Source organism: Asanoa iriomotensis, from assembly GCF_016862515.1.
GTDB lineage: Bacteria > Actinomycetota > Actinomycetes > Mycobacteriales > Micromonosporaceae > Asanoa > Asanoa iriomotensis.
In genome coordinates this window covers 24,324-44,799 of record NZ_BONC01000024.1, presented here as the reverse complement: position 1 = coordinate 44,799, position 20,476 = coordinate 24,324, and the positions used below count along the sequence as shown (strand labels likewise).

At 72.4% G+C, this 20,476-nt stretch carries 21 protein-coding genes; 9 read left to right on the top strand and 12 right to left on the bottom strand.

Annotated elements, in window-relative coordinates:
- Positions 1-6 precede the first annotated feature (6 nt).
- The 3 genes from Air01nite_RS41160 to Air01nite_RS18240 all read right to left on the bottom strand — a co-directional run bounded on the left by Air01nite_RS41160 (position 7) and on the right by Air01nite_RS18240 (position 3,353).
- Complete coding sequence (locus tag Air01nite_RS41160; RefSeq protein WP_239090782.1) at positions 7-1,473, bottom strand: CehA/McbA family metallohydrolase; 1,467 nt, start codon at positions 1,471-1,473, stop codon at positions 7-9.
- 87 nt (positions 1,474-1,560) lie between these two features.
- Complete coding sequence (locus Air01nite_RS18245) at positions 1,561-2,220, bottom strand: response regulator (RefSeq protein WP_203703781.1); 660 nt, start codon at positions 2,218-2,220, stop codon at positions 1,561-1,563.
- A complete protein-coding gene (locus Air01nite_RS18240) occupies positions 2,217-3,353 on the bottom strand; it encodes a sensor histidine kinase (protein WP_239090781.1) in 1,137 nt (378 codons plus the stop codon). Before Air01nite_RS18240 ends, Air01nite_RS18245 begins: the two co-directional genes overlap by 4 nt.
- 109 nt (positions 3,354-3,462) lie before the next feature.
- Between Air01nite_RS18240 and Air01nite_RS18235 the strand changes: the two genes are divergently transcribed.
- On the top strand, positions 3,463-4,848 hold the full coding sequence (locus Air01nite_RS18235) for an alpha/beta fold hydrolase (RefSeq protein ID WP_203703780.1): 1,386 nt from the start codon (positions 3,463-3,465) through the stop codon (positions 4,846-4,848).
- Positions 4,849-4,890: 42 nt separating this feature from the next.
- On the opposite strand, the gene Air01nite_RS18230 is transcribed toward Air01nite_RS18235, so the two are convergent.
- Entirely contained in the window at positions 4,891-6,369 is a 1,479-nt protein-coding gene (locus Air01nite_RS18230; protein WP_239090780.1) for a S1 family peptidase, read from the bottom strand.
- 81 nt (positions 6,370-6,450) lie between these two features.
- Positions 6,451-7,434, bottom strand: a complete 984-nt coding sequence (locus tag Air01nite_RS18225; RefSeq protein WP_203703779.1) for a LysR family transcriptional regulator — start codon at positions 7,432-7,434, stop codon at positions 6,451-6,453.
- 143 nt (positions 7,435-7,577) lie between these two features.
- On the opposite strand from Air01nite_RS18225, the gene Air01nite_RS18220 reads away from it, so the two are divergent.
- From Air01nite_RS18220 to Air01nite_RS18200, 5 genes are all read left to right on the top strand, one after another.
- Positions 7,578-8,198, top strand: a complete 621-nt coding sequence (locus Air01nite_RS18220; protein WP_203703778.1) for a DUF998 domain-containing protein — start codon at positions 7,578-7,580, stop codon at positions 8,196-8,198.
- Positions 8,199-8,211: 13 nt separating this feature from the next.
- On the top strand, positions 8,212-8,577 hold the full coding sequence (locus Air01nite_RS18215; RefSeq protein WP_203703777.1) for a YciI family protein: 366 nt from the start codon (positions 8,212-8,214) through the stop codon (positions 8,575-8,577).
- Positions 8,578-8,628: 51 nt separating this feature from the next.
- The gene (locus Air01nite_RS18210; RefSeq protein ID WP_308439973.1) at positions 8,629-9,852 is read left to right on the top strand and encodes an RNA polymerase sigma factor; all 1,224 of its coding nucleotides are present in this window, start codon (positions 8,629-8,631) and stop codon (positions 9,850-9,852) included.
- Between the two features lie 64 nt (positions 9,853-9,916).
- Positions 9,917-11,233 carry a M20/M25/M40 family metallo-hydrolase gene (locus tag Air01nite_RS18205; protein ID WP_203703773.1) on the top strand — a complete coding sequence of 439 codons (1,317 nt, stop codon included), beginning with the start codon at positions 9,917-9,919 and terminating at the stop codon, positions 11,231-11,233.
- Between the two features lie 28 nt (positions 11,234-11,261).
- On the top strand, positions 11,262-11,954 hold the full coding sequence (locus tag Air01nite_RS18200; protein ID WP_203703771.1) for a hypothetical protein: 693 nt from the start codon (positions 11,262-11,264) through the stop codon (positions 11,952-11,954).
- A 105-nt stretch (positions 11,955-12,059) separates the two neighbouring features.
- On the opposite strand, the gene Air01nite_RS18195 is transcribed toward Air01nite_RS18200, so the two are convergent.
- Positions 12,060-12,251 (bottom strand): DUF5703 family protein, encoded by a 192-nt coding sequence (locus tag Air01nite_RS18195; protein ID WP_203703770.1) that lies wholly within the window; start codon positions 12,249-12,251, stop codon positions 12,060-12,062.
- 168 nt (positions 12,252-12,419) lie between these two features.
- Here Air01nite_RS18195 and mshC point away from each other — a divergent pair, with 168 nt between their 5' ends.
- Positions 12,420-13,679, top strand: coding sequence for a cysteine--1-D-myo-inosityl 2-amino-2-deoxy-alpha-D-glucopyranoside ligase (gene mshC / locus Air01nite_RS18190; protein ID WP_203703769.1), 1,260 nt, complete (start codon positions 12,420-12,422; stop codon positions 13,677-13,679).
- An 89-nt stretch (positions 13,680-13,768) separates the two neighbouring features.
- Here mshC and Air01nite_RS18185 read toward each other — a convergent pair whose 3' ends face one another.
- The 5 genes from Air01nite_RS18185 to Air01nite_RS18165 form a co-directional block, all read right to left on the bottom strand.
- On the bottom strand, positions 13,769-14,611 hold the full coding sequence (locus Air01nite_RS18185; RefSeq protein WP_203703768.1) for an SCO1664 family protein: 843 nt from the start codon (positions 14,609-14,611) through the stop codon (positions 13,769-13,771).
- Positions 14,595-15,191, bottom strand: coding sequence for a DUF3090 domain-containing protein (locus Air01nite_RS18180; protein ID WP_203703767.1), 597 nt, complete (start codon positions 15,189-15,191; stop codon positions 14,595-14,597). The genes Air01nite_RS18185 and Air01nite_RS18180 overlap by 17 nt, the downstream gene beginning before the upstream one ends.
- Before the next feature lie 90 nt (positions 15,192-15,281).
- On the bottom strand, positions 15,282-15,965 hold the full coding sequence (locus tag Air01nite_RS18175; RefSeq protein ID WP_203703880.1) for an MSMEG_4193 family putative phosphomutase: 684 nt from the start codon (positions 15,963-15,965) through the stop codon (positions 15,282-15,284).
- Positions 15,966-15,993: 28 nt separating this feature from the next.
- On the bottom strand, positions 15,994-16,827 hold the full coding sequence (locus tag Air01nite_RS18170; RefSeq protein WP_203703766.1) for an undecaprenyl-diphosphate phosphatase: 834 nt from the start codon (positions 16,825-16,827) through the stop codon (positions 15,994-15,996).
- Positions 16,827-17,879, bottom strand: a complete 1,053-nt coding sequence (locus Air01nite_RS18165; RefSeq protein WP_203703765.1) for an LLM class F420-dependent oxidoreductase — start codon at positions 17,877-17,879, stop codon at positions 16,827-16,829. The genes Air01nite_RS18170 and Air01nite_RS18165 overlap by 1 nt, the downstream gene beginning before the upstream one ends.
- 144 nt (positions 17,880-18,023) lie before the next feature.
- On the opposite strand from Air01nite_RS18165, the gene Air01nite_RS18160 reads away from it, so the two are divergent.
- Positions 18,024-18,995: an aldo/keto reductase gene (locus Air01nite_RS18160; protein ID WP_203703763.1), complete on the top strand. Its 972-nt coding sequence runs from the start codon at positions 18,024-18,026 to the stop codon at positions 18,993-18,995.
- 4 nt (positions 18,996-18,999) lie between these two features.
- Here Air01nite_RS18160 and Air01nite_RS18155 read toward each other — a convergent pair whose 3' ends face one another.
- Positions 19,000-19,458, bottom strand: a complete 459-nt coding sequence (locus Air01nite_RS18155) for a MarR family winged helix-turn-helix transcriptional regulator (RefSeq protein ID WP_203703761.1) — start codon at positions 19,456-19,458, stop codon at positions 19,000-19,002.
- Between the two features lie 61 nt (positions 19,459-19,519).
- Between Air01nite_RS18155 and Air01nite_RS18150 the strand changes: the two genes are divergently transcribed.
- Entirely contained in the window at positions 19,520-19,891 is a 372-nt protein-coding gene (locus Air01nite_RS18150; RefSeq protein ID WP_203703760.1) for a cupin domain-containing protein, read from the top strand.
- The last annotated feature ends 585 nt before the right edge of the window (positions 19,892-20,476 follow it).

The window sequence follows — 20,476 nt, the reverse complement described above, 5'->3', positions numbered from 1 at the left end:
TGGGATTCAGGCGTTGCCGAGGAAGATCGGATTGGTGAGGGCGACCATCGTGTCCGCGGTCGTCGCGGTCGGTTGCGGGCGGCGGATCTCGGCGCGCACGTACCGCGAGTTGCGCGGCGTGGTCGTCCACGAGACGGTGCCCTGACCGTCGGCCGGCAGCGGCGCGAGCAGGCGCTGGCCCTGGTCGGTGACGATTCGGGCGACACAGCCGGGCGTGCCGCTGACCGTGAGGTCCACGGTGACCGGGGTGTCGTCGTCGACGTCGAGCCGCTCGCCGATGCCGGCGGTGCGCCCGCGCACCGTGCTCGCGATGAAGCTGACCTCGACCGCGGCGGACTCCGCGATCCAGGAGCGCCCCGCGCGGACGCCCGCGAGGATCGACTTCCGATCCAGACCATCGGCGTGTACGACCGTCTGCGGCAGCCCGATCACCTGTGGCTCGCTGTGCGCGTCGCTGTTGCCGACCGCCGGGATCCACCGCTTGCCCTCGACCAGCAGGTTGTCCCAGTTGGCGAGCACCGCCTCGTCGTCGAGCGTCCAGGGCCCGTTCCACACCTCGACCGCGTCGAGCCCCTCGTAGCCGAACTTCCACCCGCAACCGACGCACGGCGCGAGCGGGTGTGCGGCGACCGCGAGCGCATCCGCCTGGTGGATGTCCCGCACGAACCGGTCGAGGGAGCCGTCCGCGGCCCGGTAGCGCCAGTCGATCCAGGTGCCGGCCGGCAGCCCGAGCGCCGTGTAGTGGCCGTTGCGGGTGGTGATCTCCTCACCGTCGATGATCAGGAGGTCCGGGCCGGCGTACGCGCCCCAGACGCCCGACGCGCTCGAGGTGTTGTGTTCCGTGGAGACGATGAAGTCGAGCTTTGCGGCCCGGGCACCGGCGGCCACCTCGGCGGGCGTGCGCCGGCCGTCGGAGTGCACGGTGTGGAGGTGCATGTCGCCGCGGTACCAGGCCCGGCCGCGGCCGGCGGCCTTGTGCGGAGCGGGCCTGGGCGTGAAGGCGGGTCCGTCCGGCCCGAACTCCAGGGTGACGGTGGCGGTCCACCGCAGGCCCTGCGGCACGACCCGGTAGGGCCCGAGGATGAGGTGCCACCGGCCACGCTTGACCCGCCCGGGCAGGTAGCCGGGCGTGGCGTCGGACGCGCTGACGGTGAAGCTGTCCCGGAAGCCGCCGGACCAGCCGCGGAAGCCGTCGCCGTCGAAGACGCCGATGTCGAGCGCGTTGCCCTCGTAGCCGGGTGGCGGCGCCGGCCGGTCGTAGCTGTAGGTGACGCTGATCCGGTTGACCCCGCTCGGGACGTCGACGGGGATGTAGACCCAGTCGGGCGCCCCGTACGCGATGGTGCCCGACAGCGTCCTGGTCTGCGGCCCGGGACCCGTGGCGGACGCGAAGCTCACGGGGTCGAGCACCACGGACGCCGCGCCTGCGGACACCGCGGTGAGCAGAAGCTGACGTCGGTTGACGGTAGCCATACCACTCCCTCCAGCGTGGACACCGAGCCAACGCCGCACGGGTTGCCGGGAGCCGACCGGCGCCCGGACAACCGATGACATCGGGCGTTACAGGAGTGCGGCGTCGTGCACCAGGAGCGCGACCTGGACTCGGTTGTTGAGGTCGAGCTTGGTGAGCAGTCGGGAGACGTGGCCCTTCACCGTGGGCACCGACATCGACAGCCCGGCGGCGATCTCGGCGTTGGACCAGCCTCGGCCCAGCGCCACCGCGACCTCGTGCTCGCGGTCGGTGAGGCGGGACAGGCGGGCCCGGGCGGTGCGGCGGCGCGGTGCGGCCGCCGGGTCGGCGACGTGGTCGATGAGCTGGCGGATCACCGCCGGTGACAGCGTGGCCGAGCCGGCCGCGACCGTGCGGACCGCGGCGATGATGTCCAGCGGCGGCGTGTCCTTGAGCAGGAATCCGCTGGCGCCGGCACGCAGGGCGTCGAGCACGTGCTCGTCGGCGTTGAACGTGGTCAGCACGATGACGTGTGGCGGCGACCTGCGGGCGCGCAGCCGTTGCGTGGCGACCAGACCGTCCACCTTGGGCATCCGGATGTCCATCAGGACCACGTCGGGCCAGTGCGCGTCGGCCAACGCGTCGACCTCGGTGCCGTCGGCGCCCTCGGCGACCACCTCGATGTCGGGCGAGCCGCCGACCAGGATCCGCAGGCCCGTGCGGACCATGGGGTCGTCGTCGACGATCGCGAGCCGGATCGGCCGGGTCACCCCGGCCACGGTAGCCACGCCTCGAGGCGGAACTCGTGGCTCGCGGCGCGGTGTTCGACGCGACCGCCGACCAGCGCCACCCGCTCGCCGATCCCGACGAGGCCCAGGCCGCCGCCGGAGCCGGGCGCCGCACCCACCGGCACCGGATTGGTGATCCGGATCCGCAGGTCGCCACCGGCGGCGCCGTCGAGGAGCACGTCGACCGCCGCGCCGGGGGAATGCTTGCGGGCGTTGGTGAGCCCTTCCTGGACGACGCGGTAGGCCGTGCGGCCCAGCACCGCGGCCGGCTCGGGCGACGGGACCCGGTAGGTGTAGGTGACGGCCATCCCCGTCGCCCGGGCGCCGTCGACCAGCTCCGGCAGGTCGGCCAGCCCGGGCTGCGGCGGCTCCGGCCGGCCGACCGCACCCTCGCGCAGCACGCCGATGACCGTGCGTAGCTCCTGCAACGCGTCGTGGACGCTCCCGCGGATCGCCGCGGCGGCCACCGAGATCTCCTCGGGCCGTGCGTCGGTGCGCACCTCCAGCGCGCCCGCGTGCAGGCTGACCAGCGACATCCGGTGGGCGAGCACGTCGTGCATCTCACGGGCGATGCGGGCCCGCTCGGTCAGCCGTGCCTGGTCGACCCGTGACCCGGTGAGCCGCCGGTGGGCACCGACGAACAGGCCCCAGCCGATCGCCGCCAGCACCGGCCCGGCCCGCGCCACGACGTCCATCCACACGGGGAACTCGGGGCGGTCGTGCAGGAGGAAATAGATCGGGCCGGCCGCGACGTAGCCGGCGCCGAGCAGCGACGCGACCCGCGCCCGGCGGCGGACGGCCACGGTGAAGAGCGCGACGATCGCGGCGCCGGTCGCCATCACCGACACCGCGGTCACCGGCAGCAGCGCGGCGGCGACCGCGACCGGCCAGCGCCGCCGCGCCAGCAGGGCCAGGCAGGCCAGCACGCCGATCGCGACGTCGACGGGCCACGGCACGAACGCTCCGGGCCGGGTCGCGTCGCCGATGGACAGCATCAGGCCGCCGTAGGCGAGCGCGACCCCGACCGCGAGACCGTCGGCCAGCCTGTCCCGCGTGCGCGACCCCGCGCTGCCCGGCGGCTCGGGCACGAGCAACGCGAACAGCAGACCGGACATGCGCAGAGCGTACGGCGCCGGTACGACAGGAAACCCCTACCAAAGTCGTGCTTCCGCCCCGACCGATGCCGGATGTGCGGGCCGAGCGGCGGACCGCACGCTCGGCGCCATGCGAAGAGTGATGGCGGTGCTGGCGCCGGTGGGATGGGGGATCGGCGCCGGCTTCTGGACCCCGCGCGGTCCGTTGACCCCCGGCGAGGCACTGTGGTCGATCGCGCTGAGCGTCGCGGTCGGCCTCGCGGCGGGTTGGTTGAGCCGGTCGCGCTGGGCGATGCTGTTCGCGCCGGCCGCGTTCGTCGCGGCAGTCGAGCTCGCCAGAGCGACGGCCGACGGCCCGTCGGTCGACGGCCCGCACCTGTCCATGTTCGGCTTGGTCGCGCTCATCACCGGGCGTGGCCTGCACGGACTGCTGTCGGTGCTGCCGATGATCGTCGCGGCGGCGTGCGGCGCGGGCATGACCCGCGACCAACGCGGGAGCCTTGTCCGGCGAGCCGGCGTCGCGTCCGGGGCGGCCGCCGTCGTCCTGGTCGCCGTCGCCGCGGCGATCCCGGCCCGCACCGCCCCGATCCCCGGCGGCGTCGCCGATCTGGTGACCGTCGACGCCGGCGGCTACCGCCTGGGCGTGCTGATCCGCGGCCGGAACCCGTCAGCACCGGTGCTGCTCTTCGTGCCTGGCGCACCCGGCGGAATGGAGATGGGCGCGATGCGCCGCCACCTGAGTGCCCTGGAGGACCACTTCGTCGTGGCGACGATGGACCGCCGCGGCGGCGGCGCCTCCTATCCGGCCCTCGACGGGAGCCCGCCCGTCAGCCTCGACACCGGGGTGGCGGACACCGTCGCGGCCACCAACTACCTGCGCGAGCGGTTCGGCCAGGACCGCATCTACCTGCTGGCCCACTCGGGCGGCTCGCTGCTCGGCGCCCTCGCCGCGGCCCGCCACCCGGAGCTCTACGCGGCCTACGTCGGCACGGGCCAGGCGGTCGACCTCCCCGAGACGGACGGCATCTTCTACGACGACATCCTGTCCTGGGCCCGCGCGACCGGAAACAACAAGCTGGAGCGCCGACTCGTCGACCTCGGCCCGCCGCCGTACCAGGACTTCTATTCCTACGAGCCGATCGTGACCAACACCGCCGCCGTGTACGGGCAGGACGGGGCGGGCTCGGTCGACGACCTCGACGTCGCGGAGTACACGCTCCTCGACAAGCTGCACACGCTCAACGCCATGATGGACACCTGGCAGGCCCAGTACCCGGACATGCAGCGTGTCGACCTCCGCACCGACGTCCCGCGGCTGGCCGTCCCGGCCTACTTCGTGCAGGGCGCCCAGGAGATGCGCGGCCTGGCCGAGCCCTTCGCACAGTGGTACGCCCAACTCGGCGCACCGACGAAACGCCTCTTCGTCCTCGACGACGCAGGCCACCGCGCGCTGTTCGAACAGCCGGACCGGTTCGTCGACGCGCTGACGCGGGTGCGAGCCGAGACGACACAGTGAACGCCCCGCCAGGCCCGGGGCGGGGCGTTCACCGATGACGGGTTACGGGTTCGAGTAACCCAGCGTGTAGCTGCCGGAGCCGCTGTACGCGTGGACGCGGTAGCGGTAGTAGCCGGCGGTGCCGTTGTAGGAGATCGTCTCGTCCGGGTTCGCCGTGATGCCCTGCGCGACGTTGACCCAGGTCGAGCCACTGTACTTCTGCAGGTACAGGTCGAAGTCCGTGCCGTTCGGGCCGTCGAGGCAGGCGCTGTGGTTGCCCGACAGCGACGAGTAGTAGTAACTGCCGTTCGGCTGGTAGACACTGCCGCCCGAGGACAGCGAGCCACTCACGGTGAACTCCTTGCCCGAGCACCCGGTCGGCGGCGGCTCGGTGCCGCCGGAGGTGCGCAGCGTCAGGCCGTACACCGAAAGGATCTCGTTGACGGGCTGGTAGTAGGTCGTGCCGCCGCTGCTGCAGTTGCCGGAACCACCGGAGGTCACGCCCTGGCCCTGCTGGCCGCTCATCCAGCCGCCGCCCGAGTCGCCGGGCTCCGCGCAGACGTTGGTGCGGGTCAGGCCGCCGACCGAGCCCTGCGAGTAGTTGACGGTCTGGTTCTTCGCGGAGATCGTGCCGCAGTGCCAGCCGGTGGTGGAGCCCGAGCGGCAGATCGACGCGCCGACCGCGGCCTCGGTGGAGCCGGCGACGGTCACGTTGCCGCCGCTGTAGTTGTTGACCCACGGCTGCGGTGTCCAGTTGCTGTTGACCGACACCCAGGCGTAGTCGTTGCCCGGGAAGGACGAGCCCTGGAACGTGCCCTGGCTGACCTGGTTGTAGCCCTGCGTCGAGGTGCCGGGGGTGCCGCAGTGGCCGGCGGTGACGAAGCCGCCGTTGACCGACAGGCCGACGGAGCAGCGGCCGCCGCCCATGTAGTAGGCGTCGCCGCCGCGGACGTCGTACAGCGTGCGCGGGGTCTCGTTGCTGGCGACCACCGACACGGCCGAGGCGTCGGCGCCGCTGGCGCGGACGAACCGCTGCGCGGCGGCCGTGCCGCCCTTGGCCAGCACGACGACGCGGTTGGTGGTGACGTCGACGTACCAGCCGGGGATGCTGGCGGCCGGCGCCTGTGCGGCGGCCTTGTCCAACTTGGCCTTGATCGCGTCGAGGGCCTTCTCGCTGCGGCTGACGACCTTGGCGGTCGCGCCGGCCGCGGTCACCTCGGCGGCCTTCGCGGCCGACGTCACGTTGACGACGAACGAGCCGTCGCGGGTCAGGTACGCGCCGCCGAACGAGCCGCCCAGCGTCTTGCGCAGGCGCAGTTCGGTGCGGGAGGCGGCGTCGTCCTTGGCGATCCGGACCCTGGCCTGGTCGGCGGTCAGGCCGAGGTCACGCTGCATCGCGGCGAGCATCTCGGGTGAGGCGGCCTCGGCGGGCGCGGGTGCGGGTGCCGGCGCGGGTTTCGCCATGGCGGGTGCCGCCACGGCGACTGTGATGCCGGCTGGCAGCAGGGTTGCTGCGGCGAGGCCGGCGAGGAATCGGTTCACGGTGCGCTCCTCGGGGGTGTGGAGAAGGAAAGCACCGTCAACGTAAACGTGAACGATCGAAGGTGGTATATACCACCTGGCTCATACGACCGGCTCGAACTCCGTGGTGACCTGGGCGCCGAAGGCCGGGTGGGTGGACAGCCACGAGCGGTAGCCCGGGTTGCGGTCGAGGATGTCGGTGTAGGCCCCCGCCGCGTGCTTGACCATCAGGTCGGCGAACGCCGCGGCCTGCGCCTCCGCGTGCCAGCCGAGCAGCAGCCGCCAGCGCAGCGGCGCACCCTTGATCGGCCGCGCGACCAGGCCCGGCACCGGTCGGAAGGTGGCCTGGCAGAGCGCGATCGCCTCGCCGGCCTCGACCAGGTCGATGCTGCCCTTGAGGTCGGTCTCGTAGACCTTGCGCGGTGTGAAGCCCGAGCGGGCGCAGGCGGCCGCGAAGCAGTCGGCGAAGCAGCCGTCGCCGGGTGCGGCCACCCAGCGCTCGGTCGCGAGGTCGGCCAGGTCGACCTCGGCGTGGGCGGCCTGCGGGTGGCCTTCGGGCAGCAGCACCCAGACCGGGTCGATCGCCAGCACCCGCCAGGCCAGCCCCAGCTCGGCGCTGGGCACGGCGTCGCCGCACACGCCGCACAGCGAGTAGTCGAGCCGGCCGGCCAGCACCATCCGGGCGAGCTCGTCGACGGACCAGCTCGCGTAGGTGCTGATCTGCGCGGCGGGCTGGTCGGCGGTGAGCCGCAGGACCAGCCGGCCGAGCAGCGGGCTGTTGACACCGCCGAGCCGGTAGCGGCTCAGCGCCGCGTCGCCGCCGGCCAGCCGGGCGGCCTCGTCCTGCAGGCCCTTCATCGCCGGCAGCAGCACCCGGGCCCGGTCGAGGACGAGCTCGCCGAGCGCGGTGGGCCGGGCGCCGCGCCGGTCGCGTTCGAACAGCGGGCCGCCGAGCGCCCGCTCGATCCGCTGGAGCTGGGCCGTCAGGGCCGGTTGGGCGAGACCGAGCATGGAGGCGGCCTTGGTCACGCTGCCGGTCTCCGCGATCGCGGTGACCACCCTGAGGTGCCGCAGCTCCAGGTTCATAGCGTGACCGTATGACTCTGGGGCGATCCATCGGAAGACCTTGATATCTGTATTACAGAAAAACTCGGGCCATGTGTCGAATCCGGCGGGCCCCGTTCGAGCTACGGGTGACAGACCAGAACGGGACCATGAAGGAGATCGACATGACCGCCACGACCGCCTGCGCGACGCCCGCGCTCGCCGATCGCGTGACCAAGAGCCTGCTCGGGTACGGCGTCATCGCCGGGCCGCTGTACGTCGCCGTCTCGCTGGCTCAGGCGTACACCCGGGAGGGTTTCGATCCGACCCGGCACGCCTGGAGCATGCTGCAGAACGGCTCGCTCGGGTGGATCCAGACGACGAACCTGATCGTCTCCGGCCTGATGGTCGTCGCGGCGGCCGTCGGGGTGCGGCGGGCCGTCGGCCGCGGCGCCGTGCCGCTGGGTATCTACGGTGTGGGGATGGTCGTGGCCGGGCTGTTCCGCGCCGACCCGGGCAGGGGTTTCCCGGCCGGGGCCGCCGACACGGTCAGCTGGCACGGCCTTGTCCACCTCGGCGCCGCTGGTGTCGGCTTCGTCGGGCTGACCGTCGCCTGCTTCCTGTTGGCCCGGCCGTCCGGGTTCCCGCTGTTCTCGCGGGCCGTCGCCGTCTTCTTCGTCGCCTCGTTCGTGGCGATGAACGCGAGCGGCGGCGCCGCCTGGGGCCTGCTGACCTTCACCGCCGGCGTGCTGCTGGTGTCGGCGTGGGTCTCCGTTCTCTCCGTCCGTCTCTACCGCGCCGTCTGAAGGGAATCCGATCATGCGTTACATCGCGCTACTCACCGCCAGCCGTCCCGACTCCCCGCCGCCGCCGGAGCTGATGGAGGCGATCATGAAGCTCGGCGAGGACGCCACCAACGCGGGCGTCCTGGTCGACCAGGCCGGCCTCTCGCCGAGCGCGTTCGGCGCCCGGGTCGGGGTGGCCGGCGGGGAGCTGACCGTCACCGACGGGCCGTTCGCCGAGGCCAAGGAGGTGATCAGCTACGCCGTGTACGACGTGCGCGACAAGGCCGAGGCCGTGGAGTGGACGTCCCGCTTCATGCGCGCCCACCGCGACCTCTGGCCGGGCTGGGAAGGCGAGTCGTCGGTGATCAAGGTGATGGGTCCGGAGGACTTCGCTTCTTGATCAGCATGCGTGGCAGGATCGGGGGCGATGGGGGCCGCCGATCCTGCCACGGTGCGCCGCACGGTCGAGGCGGTGTGGCGGATCGAGGCCGCCCGGATCGTCGCGGTGGTCGCCCGGCTGACCGGCGACGTGTCGCTCGCGGAGGAGATCGCCCAGGACGCCCTGGTGGTGGCGCTGGAGCAGTGGCCGCGCGACGGCGTACCCGATGATCCCGGTCCGTGGTTGCTCGCCACCGCGCGGCACCGGGCGATCGACCAGATCCGCCGGCGGCAGAACTACGCGGCGAAGCTGCGGCTGGTCGCGACGGACGTCGTCGAGACGGATGACGGCGGGTACGACGCGGTGCTCGACGAAGGGCGGATCGGCGACGACCTGCTCCGGCTGATCTTCACGGTCTGCCACCCGTCGCTGCCGGCCGAGTCGCGGGTGGCGCTGACCCTGCGGCTGCTGGGCGGGCTGACCACCGCCGAGATCGCCCGGGCGTTCCTGGTGCCGGAGCCGACCATGGCGGCCCGCATCACGCGGGCCAAGAAGGCCGTCGGCGGCGTGGAGTTCGGGCTGCCGCCCGCCGCTTCCCTCGGCCCCAGGGTCGCGTCGGTGCTGGCCACGGTCTATTTGATCTTCAACGAGGGTTACGCGGCGACGGGCGGGTCATCCTGGGCGCGGCCCGAGCTGGCCTCCGAGGCATTGCGGCTGGGGCGGCTCCTGCAGGGGCTGCTGCCGAGGGAGGCCGAGGTGCACGGGCTGGCGGCGCTGATGGAGCTGCAGGCGTCGCGGCTGCCGGCCCGGCAGGACGCGTCCGGGTCGCCGGTGCTGCTGCCCGACCAGGACCGGCGGCGCTGGGACCGGCTGCTGATCCGGCGCGGTCTGGCCGCGCTGTCGCTGGCGGCCTCGCTGGGTGGCGGTGCGTACACGGTCCAGGCGGAGATCGCCGCGTGCCACGCCCGGGCGCGCTCCCACGCCGACACCGACTGGGAGCGGGTCGCCGCCCTCTACGAGGTGCTGTTCCATCTGCGACCGTCGCCGGTGCTGCGGGTCAACCAGGCCGTCGCGTACGGGATGGCCGGTGATCCGGCTCGCGGTCTGGCCCTGGTCGACGCGGTGGCGGGGGAGAAGTCGCTGCGGGACTATCCACAGTTGCCGGCGGTCCGTGGCGACCTCCTGGCCCGCCTGGGCCGCGCTGCCGATGCCCGCGCCGCGTTCGCGCTCGCCGCGTCGCTGACGCGCAACGACGCCGAGCGGTCGCTGTACGCGGCCCGCGCCGAGGGGCACTAGCGATGTCCACAGGCGCGCGTGCCCGGTCGGCCGGTGGGCGGGGTCTGCTGGTATGAAGGACCGCATGACCAGCCCCGCGCTCTCCGCCGCCGACGAGGTCGTCGACCTGTGCCGTGACCTGATCCGGATCGACACCACCAACACCGGCGACAACGCCACCTCGGCCGGCGAGCGGGTGGCGGCGGAATACGTCGCGGCGAAGCTGGCCGAGGTGGGTGTCGAGGCCGAGCTGCGCGAGTCCGCGCCCGGCCGGGCCAGCCTGATCGCCCGCATCCCCGGCACCGACCCGTCCCGCGACGCGCTGCTCGTCCACGGCCACCTCGACGTGGTGCCGGCCGACCCGGGGGAGTGGTCCGTCGACCCGTTCGGCGGCGAGATCCGCGACGGCTACCTCTGGGGCCGCGGCGCCGTCGACATGAAGGACTTCGACGCCATGGTGCTCGCGGTGATCCGCGACTGGCAGCGCACCGGCGTGCGCCCGCCGCGCGACCTGGTCCTCGCGTTCACCGCCGACGAGGAGGCCGGCGGCGACTACGGCGCCCACTTCCTCGTCGACAACCACGCCGACCTGCTCGAGGGCTGCACCGAGGCGATCGGCGAGGTCGGCGGCTTCTCCTTCACGGTCTCCGAGGACCTGCGGCTCTACCTCGTCGAGACCGCCGAGAAGGGCATCCAGTGGCTGCGGGTGACGGCGCACGGCCGGCCCGGCCACGGCTCGATGATCCACGACGACAACGCGGTCACGGCGCTGGCCGAGGCCGTCGCCCGGGTCGGCCGGCACCGTTTCCCGATCGTGCTGACCGACACCGCCAAGGCGTTCCTGGCCGAGGTGTCGGCGCTGCTCGGCATCGAGTTCGACCCCGACGACCCCGAGGTGACGATCGCCAAGCTGGGCCCGATCGCCGGCTTCGTGGGCGCGACCGTGCGCAACACGGCCAACCCGACCCGATTCGAGGCCGGCTACAAGGAAAACGTGATCCCGAGCCGGGCCTCCGCCACGATCGACTGCCGCACCCTGCCGGGCCAGGCCGAGACGTTCCTGGGCGAGCTCCGCGCCCTGCTCGGGCCCGACATCGACATCGCGCACATCCAGCGCCAGCCGGCGGTCGAGACGACGTTCGACGGCCCGCTGGTCGACGCGATGTCGGCGGCCCTGCTGGCCGAGGACCCGGGCGCGCGGGCCGTGCCCTACATGCTGTCCGGTGGCACCGACGCGAAGGCCTGGCAGCGACTCGGCATCCGCTGCTTCGGCTTCGCCCCGCTGCGGCTCCCGCCTGACCTCAACTTCGCCAGCCTGTTCCACGGCATCGACGAGCGGGTGCCGGTGGAGGGCCTGCGCTTCGGCGCGCGGGTGCTCGACCGCTTCCTGCGTACCTGCTGATCTTTTCTCCCCGAGGGATGGTTTCACCATGACCGACGACCACTCTGCCCTGGACGCCGCGCTGGAGGAGGTCATCACCGCCGCCCGGGTCCACCTGGCCGCGGTGAAGGCCGCCGAAGGGCGGGTCGACGACGACGACGTCTGGCAGGCGTACGTGACGCTCAACAACGCGTCGTACCACTACGACGAACTGCTCCTGGACGCCTTCGGCGAGGTCACGCCGTGGGACGTGGAGTCGATCGACCCCGATGAGATCGAGGGCCAGCTCGGCGCGGCCACGGTCGTCGAGGGCGACGGCGACCGCGACGCCCACCCGCACGTGATCTCGGTGCGCCAGCGCCGCGACTACCGGGTGCCGAGCGTGGTGGCCCTGGTCCGCCGCGCCGAGGAGGCCCGCAGCGAGACGGGCCCGGAGGAGGCCGGCGGCCCGGTCGAGACGGTCGGCGAGGCGGTCCTGGAGCTCCTCCAGGCCGGCGACGGCTCACTGAGCGCGCTGGACATCCCGGAGCTCGACCCGCTGGACGGCGTGGTCATGGTCAGCGAGGTGACCTCGGCGCTCGACCTGGAAAGCTTCGAGGAACACGACAGCTCGGGCCCGTTCACGCCGGGCGGCAGCGACCGCCTGGTCGGCCGCCTGGACGAACACCCGTTCCTCCCCGGCGACCTCGACGGCGAGATGTCGGGCGACGAGGACGACGACGAGGACAACCCCCGCGGCTGATCCACCGACGCGGCGACCTCGCTCCTGCCCGGGGCGGGGTCGCGCCGGGCGCCGGACTATCGCCGGGCGGCCGCATCGCCGTCCGGACGATCTTGCCGGGGTTCCCTAATAGCTGAGGCCCGGCTGCGGCTTGCTCACCAGACGGCGCCGCAGCATGACCTGCCGCGTGCCGTCCCGGAACAAGCGCACCCGGGCCAACTCCCAACCGGAGAACTCCGCCTGGATCGCGAGCTGCGCCTCTGCGGTCGACCGGTCGACATTCGGCGGTAACCGCAGGGGCGCGTATTCGTAGTCCATAGCACCTATCCTGCCCACTCCGCGTGCGCGGGCACCAGCCCTTCCCCCAACCAGCTAACGGTGTGACGCGGGCCGACCCACCGGTCACTCCAGCAACGAACCGGCTCTCTTTGATCTTGCTGCCATGGCCGCCGCGATCTTCCGTGGGCCGCTGGTTAGGCTGGCGGAATGCAGTCTTGGACCGGGCACGACGTGCCGCGGCTGCCGGGCACCGGTCAGCCTCCCGTGATGTTCGACTCGGCGCGGCAGAGCGCTCACCCGACCAGCCCGGACCGGGAGACCGGGGCGACGATGTACGTCTGCGGCATCACCCCCTACGACGCCACCCACCTCGGCCACGCCGCCACGATGATCACCTTCGACCTGGTGCAGCGGGCGTGGCTCGACGCCGGCTACCCGGTCCGCTACGTCCAGAACGTGACCGACATCGACGACCCGCTGCTGGAGCGGGCCGAGCGTGACGGCGAGGACTGGGTCGTGCTCGCCATGCGCGAGACCGCCCTGTTCCGGGAGGACATGGAAGCCCTGCGGATGATTCCGCCGGCGCATTACGTCGGCGCGGTCGAGTCGATCCCCGCCATCGTCGACCGGGTCGTCGAGCTGCTCAACGACGGCGCCGCGTACGTGCTCGACGACGGCACCGGCGACGTCTACTTCGACATCTCCACGACACCCAACTTCGGGTACGAGTCGAACCTCAGCCGCGACGAGATGATCGTGCTGGCGGCCGAGCGCGGCGGCGACCCCGAGCGTGCCGGCAAGCGCGACCCGCTCGACCCCCTGCTCTGGCGCGGCGCCCGCGACGGCGAGCCCGCCTGGCCCGGCGGCCCGCTCGGCCCCGGCCGGCCCGGCTGGCACATCGAGTGCGCGGTGATCGCCCTCGGCCTGCTCGGCGACACGATCGACGTGCAGGGCGGCGGCAACGACCTGATCTTCCCGCACCACGAGTGCTCCGCCGCCCACGCGGAGCGGCTCACGGGCAAGGCGCCGTTCGCCTCGCACTACGTGCACGCCGGCATGATCGGTCTCGACGGCGAGAAGATGTCGAAGTCCCGCGGCAACCTGGTCTTCGTCTCCCGCCTCCGCGCGGACCACGTCGACCCGATGGCGCTGCGGCTGGCCCTGATCGCCGACCACTACCGCGGCGACCGCACCTGGACCGACGACCTCCTCAAGACCGCGGAGAACCGCCTGGCCCGCTGGCGCGCGGCCGCGTCGGCCACCGCCGGGCCGTCGGGAGCCGACCTCCTTGCGGGGGTACGCGCCCGCGTCGCCGACGACCTCGACACCCCCGGCGCCCTGGCCCTGGTCGACGCCTGGGCGGACGCCGCCCTGGCCGGCGAGGGCGACGACCCGGACGCACCGCGGCTGATGGCACACACGGTCGACGCCCTGCTCGGCATCACGCTCCAGCCCACCGCCCTCTGAGCGAAGCGTTAGGAACGGTCCGTTCCAAACGCGGAAAGCGATGGGAACGGTCCGTTCCTATGCGGAAGGCGTTAGGAACGGACCGTTCCTTACATCGGCGGCCAGGGCACCGACGGCCAGTCGGTGCCCGGCTCCGGGAAGCAGGCGTTCTCCAGCAGGCGGCGCACGCGGCCCCGGAAACGGGCCACCTCGGCGCCCGTGAGGTGCTCGCGCAGCGCGGCGCCCAACGACGACCGGAGGTCGCTGGAGAGCCGGCCCAGCACGTCGATCGCCTCGTCCGGCAGCACCGCGCCTGTCCAGCCCCAGAGGACCGTGCGGAGCTTCGACTCCACGTTGAACGTCACGCCGTGGTCCACGCCGTACACGCGGTCGTCCGGGCCCGCCAGCACATGGCCGCCCTTGCGGTCGGCGTTGTTGATGACCACGTCGAGGACCGCCAGGCGGGCCAGGCGCGGGTCGTCGGCGTGGGCCAGCGAATAGGGGTTGCCGTCCTCGTCCTGTGCCGACGCGATCCGCTTCCAGCCGGTCGGCAGCTGGCGGGCCGGCACGAAGCCGACCAGCGGCTGTGCCCCCTCCGGCTCGTCGATCCAGAGCTGGCACATGCCCGGGCCTAGCGGCCCGTCGGCACGCAGCAGCGTCGGCGGCACCAGGTCCCAGCCCGTGGCGGCCGACACCAGATAGGCGCTGACCTCGCGACCGGCCAGCGTGCCGTCCGGGAAGTCCCACAGCGGCCGCTCACCGCTGATGGGCTTGTAGACGCAGCGCGCGGTGACCCCGTCGAGGGACACGAACGCCCGCAGGGTCGTGTTGGACGCGTCGACCAGCCGGCCCTCGAGCTCCATCTCGCCCGAGCGCAGCAGCGTCAGCGCGTCGTGCTCAGGAAGCCGGGACGGGGAATCCACCGGCGCGGCGCCGTCACCGGTGATAGCCATTGTGGCGCGGGCAGAGGTGGCCGCGGGGGTCGAGCGGTTGGCCACAGAGCGGGCAGGGTGGCCGGCCCGCGGCGACCACGCGCCGGGCCCGGCTGATGAACTCACGGGTGGCCTGCGGGGTCAACCGCACCCGCAGGCGGTCGAGGTCGTCGTCGGGCTCGTCGTCATCGTCATCGTCGTCGTCCTCGACGGCTTCGGCCTCGGCGTCCTCGACGTCGAGCTCGCCCTCGCCGGCCGCGATCGCCTCGATCACCACGGTGGCCGAGTCGACGTCGAACGCGAGGCCCAGCGTGCCGACCCGGAACTCCTCGTCGACCGGGCTCTCCAGCGGCTCGTTGTCGGAGCCCGCCGCGGGCTCCTCGGGCGGCAGCTCGAGGTCGACGCCGAACCGGCGGGCCGCCTCGGTGAGCAGCTCCTCCAGCTTCTCGGCCAGGAGGGCGACCTGCACCTTCTCGAGCGCGACGCTGACCACGCGGCCGCCGCCGCGCGCCTGCAGGAAGAAGCTGCGCTCGCCGGGTGGGCCCACGGTTCCGGCAACGAACCGCTCCGGCGGCTCGAACGCGTGCACCTGGTGGGTCATAACAAGACCCTATCCGCCCACGCGTACGCCCGCGTAGCGCACTGCCTCGAATGTGGGGAGCGGATCAGCGACGTTCGCGCAGAGCGAATTTCAGCTTGGCCCGGCCCCGCCGCCGACGACCGCGTCCGACGAGGTCGCGGCGCTTTTGCGAGGCCGGCGGCGGCGTTTGGGCGGCACCAGCCCGGCCAGATCACCACCGGTGTCGTTGAGGCGCAGCAGGAACGGGCGGGTGGGTGTGTAACGGATCACTGTCACCGACGCCGGATCCGCGACGATCCGCTGGAACTGGTCGAGGTGGAGCCCCAACGCGTCGGCCACGATCGCCTTGATGATGTCGCCGTGGGTGCAGGCCAGCCAGAGCGCCTCCGGCCCGTGCGCGGCGGTCACCTCGGCGTCCCAGCGCCGGACCGCCCCGACCGCCCGGGCGGCCATGGCGGCCATGGCCTCACCGCCCGGGAACACCGCCGCCGACGGGTGCACCTGGACGACCGGCCACAGCGGATCCTTGGCCAGCTTCTTGAGCGGCTGGCCCTCCCAGTCGCCGTAGCCGCACTCGACCAGCCCGTCCTCGATGCTCGGCACCGAGTCGGGGAGGGCCAGCTCCAGCGTCTGTCGGCAGCGGATCAGCGGGCTGCTGACCACCGCAGCCAGCGGCAGCCCGCGCAGCCGCGCGCCGACCGCCGAGGCCTGGGCGCGCCCGGTCTCGTCGAGCTCGACGGGCTGCCGCCCGGCCAGCCCACCGTCGGCGTTGGCGGTCGTGCGGCCATGCCGCATGAGGAGAAGGGTCGCCACGCCGACAACCCTACGTGGCCGAAATCGTGCCGTTTATGAGCAGTGCGAGGACGATGCCGCCGACCGCGACGCGGTAGAGGACGAAGGGGTAGAACGTGTGCGCCGACACATACTTCAGCAGCCACGCGATCGACGCGTACCCGAGGCCGAAGGCGATGATCGTCGCCACCACCATCTGGGCGCCCGAGGGCACCAGGCCGCCGCCGCTCTTGTCGAAGACGTCCGGCAGGCTGAACACGCCCGACATGACGACGGCCGGGATGGCTAAGAGGAACGAGAAGCGCAGTGCCGCCTCGCGGGTCAGGCCGAGGAACAGGCCGGCGCTGGCCGTGCCGCCGGAGCGGGAGACGCCCGGGATCAGCGCCAGCGCCTGCGCGAAGCCCATCGTGACGGCGTCCGGCATCTTGAAGCGCTCGAGGTTGCGGGCCTGGCGGCCGAAGTACTCGGCGAACGCGAGCACGAACGAGAAGACGATGAGGACGATCGAGACCAGCCAGAGGTTACGGGCGGCGGTGCGGATCTGGTCCTTGAACGCGAAGCCGATGACGCCGATCGGGATCGAGCCGATGATGACGTACCACGCCATCTTGTAGTCGAACTCCTTGCGCGCCGACTTGTCCCAGATGCCGATGACCCACGTCTTGGATATTCGCCAGATGTCCTTGGCGAAGTAGAGCAGCACGGCCGCCTCGGTGCCGAGCTGGGTGACCGCGGTGAACGAGGCCCCGGCGTCCGCGCCGAAGAACACCGCCGAGGTGATCCGCATGTGCCCGGACGAGCTGATCGGCAGGAACTCGGTGAGCCCTTGCACGATGCCGAGCACGATGGCCTCGGTCCACGTCATTATTCTCCGACCCCCGCCTTGTCCAATGCCTGCGCCACCGTACGCAACGTCCGCACACCCGACTCCGCGTCCGCCACGAACGGGTTCACCGACAGGGTGGTCACGCCCGATTCGGCGTACGCCTTCATCCGGTCCGCGATCCGCTCTTTCGGCCCGAGCAGCGAGGTGCGGTCGATGAACTCCAGGGGTACGGCGGCCGCTGCGTCCCGCTGGCGCTTGTCGAGATAGAGATCCTGCACCGTCTTGGCCGCGTCCGCGTACCCCATCCGGATCGCGAGATCGTTGTAGAAGTTCTGCTTGCGGCTGCCCATGCCGCCGACGTAGAGGGCGGCGTACCAGCGGACCAGTTCGGCGGCCGCCGCGACGTCGTCGCCGACGACGACCGGCACGCTGGGCACGACGTCGAAGCCCGCTGTCGGCAGGCCCGCTTTGTCGCGGCCGGTCTTGACGGAGGCGTGCTGTTCGGCCGCGAACTCGGGGGAGTAGAAGACGGCCAGCCAGCCGTCGGCGATCTCGCCGGCCAGTTCGAGGTTCTTCGGGCCGACCGCCGCGAGGTAGATCGGGATGTGGTCGCGCGGCGGGTGGAAGCCGAGGCGCAGCGTCTTGCCCGGGCCGTCGGGCAGCGGCAGGGTGTAGTGCTCGCCGGCGTACTCGACGGGCTTGCGGCCGACGGCGAGCTTGACGATGTCGACGTACTCCCGGGTGCGGGCCAGCGGCTTGCCGAACCGCACGCCGTGCCAGCCCTCGGAGACCTGCGGGCCGGAGACACCGAGCCCGAGCCGGAAGCGGCCGCCGGAGAGGGCGTCGATCGTGGTCGCGGTCATCGCGGTGGCCGCCGGGGTGCGGGCCGGGATCTGCATGACGGCCGCGCCGAGGTCGATCGTCTCCGTCTGCCCGGCGAGCCAGGCGAGCGTGGACGGCGAGTCAGAGCCGTAGGCCTCCGCCGCCCAGACGACCGAATAGCCGAGCCGCTCCGCCTCCTGCGCCATCGCCAGGTCCGTCGCCGGCGAGCTCCAGGCGGTCTGGTAGCCGAGGTTGAGTCCGAGTTTCACCGTGCCCCTCCCCAATGCCGCCGTGAGGGGCGACGCGCGAATAGGGTACGAAACCCCCGTGCCCCGTCTGAGCACGGACCCTAGGTGCATCATGCACCGACTGGCCGGCTATCCGGGCGCGGCGCGGCGGCATAAGGTGCACCCATGCAGCAGCGACCGCTCGGCCGTAGCGGGCTCGCGGTCTCCCGGCTCGCGCTCGGCACCATGACGTGGGGTGCCGACACCGACACCGACGACGCGGCGGCCCAGCTCAAGGGCTTCGTCGACGCGGGTGGCAACCTGGTCGACACGGCCGACGTCTACGGCGACGGCGAGGCCGAAGCCGTGATCGGCTCGCTGCTGGACACCTTGATCCCGCGCGACGACCTGTTGATCGCGACCAAGGGCGGCCTGCGCCCGGGCAGCGGCCGGCGCCGCGACGGCTCGCGGGGGCACCTGCTCAGCTCGCTGGACGCCTCGCTGCGCCGGCTCGGCACGGACCACGTCGATCTCTGGCAGGTCCACGGTTATGACGAGTCGACGCCGCTGGAGGAGACGCTGGCGGCGCTGGACTATGCGGTGACCAGCGGGCGGGTGCGCTATGCCGGGGTCTCCAACTTCTCAGGCTGGCAGACGGCGCGGGCCGCGGCCTGGCAGCAGGCGCTGCCGGGGCGGACGCCGGTGGTCGCGACGCAGGTCGAATATTCGCTGCTGGAGCGAGGCATCGAGCGTGAGGTGCTGCCGGCCTGCGAAGCGTTGGGCCTGGGCGTGCTGGCCTGGTCGCCGCTGGGCCGTGGCGTCCTGACGGGCAAATATCGCCACGGCCGCCCGGCCGACTCGCGCGCCGCGTCACCCCATTTCGGCCCATTTGTCGCGACTTATCTGGATTCCCAGTCGTCGGCGATCGTCGAGGCCGTGGCGACCGCGGCCGGGGGTCTCGGTGTGTCGCCGCTCGAGGTCGCGCTGGCCTGGGTCCGCGACCGCCCTGGCGTCGTGGCGCCGGTCCTGGGTGCCCGCACGGTCGGCCAGCTCCTCGGCGCCCTCAAGGTCGAGGCGATGACCCTGCCGTCGGAGATCGAAACGGCCCTGGACGACGTCTCCGCCATCCCGGTCGGCTATCCCGAGCGCGACGCCTGACGCTTCACCCGAACCAGCCGGGCACGTCGAGGCGGAAGGCCTCCGCGCCGGTCACGGTGACGAGGTCGGCCTCCAGTTGGCGGAGCCGGTCCGCGCCGATCTGGGCCGCCCATTCGGCACGCAGCTCGTCGAAGATCTGCGCGGATCTGATCAGCACCTCGCGGCCGCGGTCGGTGAGCCGCACCAGCTTCCGGCGGGCGTCGTAGGGGTCGGTGGCCCGCTCGACGTACCCGAGCCGCTCCAGGTTGTCGATGGTCTTGCCGGCGGCCTGCTTCGAGACGCCGAGCCGGCGCCCGAGCTCGACGGCCGTGGTCCCGTCGCGCCCGATCGCCTGGAACACGAACCCGTGCAGCGGTCGCACGTCGGGGTGCCCTTCGCGGGCGAGCTCGGCGTGGACGCCGTCGATGAGCTGCCGGAAGCCGACGAACAGCCTGAGCGGCAGCAGAAACCCGTCGGTTGACACGGTTAGACAACCAGGTTTACGTTTTGGACAACCACGTTGACCATCTTAGGAGGCGAAACCCATGACTGTCATCGGGTACGACCAGACGCGGCGCTTCACGACACCCGCCGGAGTGATGACGACGCTGGCCTCACCGACCCTGGGCGGCGCGACCCGCCCGCTCTGGCGGGTCGAGATGCCACCGGGCGGCGCGGGCCCAACCCACACGGTCGACACGGAGCAGATCTGGACGGTGCTGTCGGGCGGCGCGACCGTCCGCCTGGGCGCGGACGACGTGCGAATCAGCGCGGGCGACAGCCTGGTGCTCGCCCCGGACCTCGAACGCCAGGTCACCGCCGACGCGACCGACGGCCTTACGGCAATCGTCACCAGCGCCGCGGGCAGCACCGCCACCGCCGGCGGCAACCACATCCAGCCACCGTGGGCGGCCTAACGAACACCGCAACGCCCGACCCGCCGGTCGCGGCAACGCTCTTGCCGGCGATTGCGGCAACGGTCTTGGCGGGGGTTAGGGCAACGGTCTTGGCGGGGGTTGCGGCAATGCTCTTGCCGGCGGTTGCGGCAACGCTCTTGCCGGCGGTTGCGGCAACGGTCTTCCCGGGGGTTGCGGCAACGCTCTCGCCGGCGGTTGCCGCAACCTTCTTGGCGGGGGTTGCGGCGACGCTCGGACTGCGGTTGCCGCAACGATCCTGCCGGCGGTTGCGACGATGCCTCGGGCTGCGGTTGCCGCAATGCTCGTGGCGGCAGCGCAACGCGCGGGCGGGGTGGCGGCGATGGGCGGGTGACGGCCCGGCGGAATCGGGCGGCGGTCGGGGTGACGCGCTGCTGGCGGTTGCCCCAACCCTGACCAGCGGTTGCGGCAACGCGCCGCTACGGCCTCTTCCCGTCCGGGCGCGGGCCGCGAACCGAGGGGAGCCCTGGTTCGTCGTGGTTGCCGCAACGCTGGGGGTTGCCGCAACGGCGTCGTCCTGTCCGAGCTCGTGCCGCTAACCGGCGCGAGCCCTGGTTCGTAGTGGTT

What these genes read in the sequence shown, in the direction of transcription:
- Air01nite_RS41160 (WP_239090782.1), bottom strand. Translation starts at nt 1,473, where the DNA reads ATGGCTACCGTCAACCGACGTCAGCTTCTGCTCACCGCGGTGTCCGCA.
- Air01nite_RS18240 (WP_239090781.1), bottom strand. Translation starts at nt 3,353, where the DNA reads ATGTCCGGTCTGCTGTTCGCGTTGCTCGTGCCCGAGCCGCCGGGCAGC.
- Air01nite_RS18235 (WP_203703780.1), top strand. Translation starts at nt 3,463, where the DNA reads ATGCGAAGAGTGATGGCGGTGCTGGCGCCGGTGGGATGGGGGATCGGC.
- Air01nite_RS18225 (WP_203703779.1), bottom strand. Translation starts at nt 7,434, where the DNA reads ATGAACCTGGAGCTGCGGCACCTCAGGGTGGTCACCGCGATCGCGGAG.
- Air01nite_RS18220 (WP_203703778.1), top strand. Translation starts at nt 7,578, where the DNA reads ATGACCGCCACGACCGCCTGCGCGACGCCCGCGCTCGCCGATCGCGTG.
- Air01nite_RS18215 (WP_203703777.1), top strand. Translation starts at nt 8,212, where the DNA reads ATGCGTTACATCGCGCTACTCACCGCCAGCCGTCCCGACTCCCCGCCG.
- Air01nite_RS18205 (WP_203703773.1), top strand. Translation starts at nt 9,917, where the DNA reads ATGACCAGCCCCGCGCTCTCCGCCGCCGACGAGGTCGTCGACCTGTGC.
- Air01nite_RS18200 (WP_203703771.1), top strand. Translation starts at nt 11,262, where the DNA reads ATGACCGACGACCACTCTGCCCTGGACGCCGCGCTGGAGGAGGTCATC.
- Air01nite_RS18195 (WP_203703770.1), bottom strand. Translation starts at nt 12,251, where the DNA reads ATGGACTACGAATACGCGCCCCTGCGGTTACCGCCGAATGTCGACCGG.
- mshC (WP_203703769.1), top strand. Translation starts at nt 12,420, where the DNA reads ATGCAGTCTTGGACCGGGCACGACGTGCCGCGGCTGCCGGGCACCGGT.
- Air01nite_RS18185 (WP_203703768.1), bottom strand. Translation starts at nt 14,611, where the DNA reads ATGGCTATCACCGGTGACGGCGCCGCGCCGGTGGATTCCCCGTCCCGG.
- Air01nite_RS18180 (WP_203703767.1), bottom strand. Translation starts at nt 15,191, where the DNA reads ATGACCCACCAGGTGCACGCGTTCGAGCCGCCGGAGCGGTTCGTTGCC.
- Air01nite_RS18175 (WP_203703880.1), bottom strand. Translation starts at nt 15,965, where the DNA reads ATGCGGCATGGCCGCACGACCGCCAACGCCGACGGTGGGCTGGCCGGG.
- Air01nite_RS18170 (WP_203703766.1), bottom strand. Translation starts at nt 16,827, where the DNA reads ATGACGTGGACCGAGGCCATCGTGCTCGGCATCGTGCAAGGGCTCACC.
- Air01nite_RS18160 (WP_203703763.1), top strand. Translation starts at nt 18,024, where the DNA reads ATGCAGCAGCGACCGCTCGGCCGTAGCGGGCTCGCGGTCTCCCGGCTC.
- Air01nite_RS18150 (WP_203703760.1), top strand. Translation starts at nt 19,520, where the DNA reads ATGACTGTCATCGGGTACGACCAGACGCGGCGCTTCACGACACCCGCC.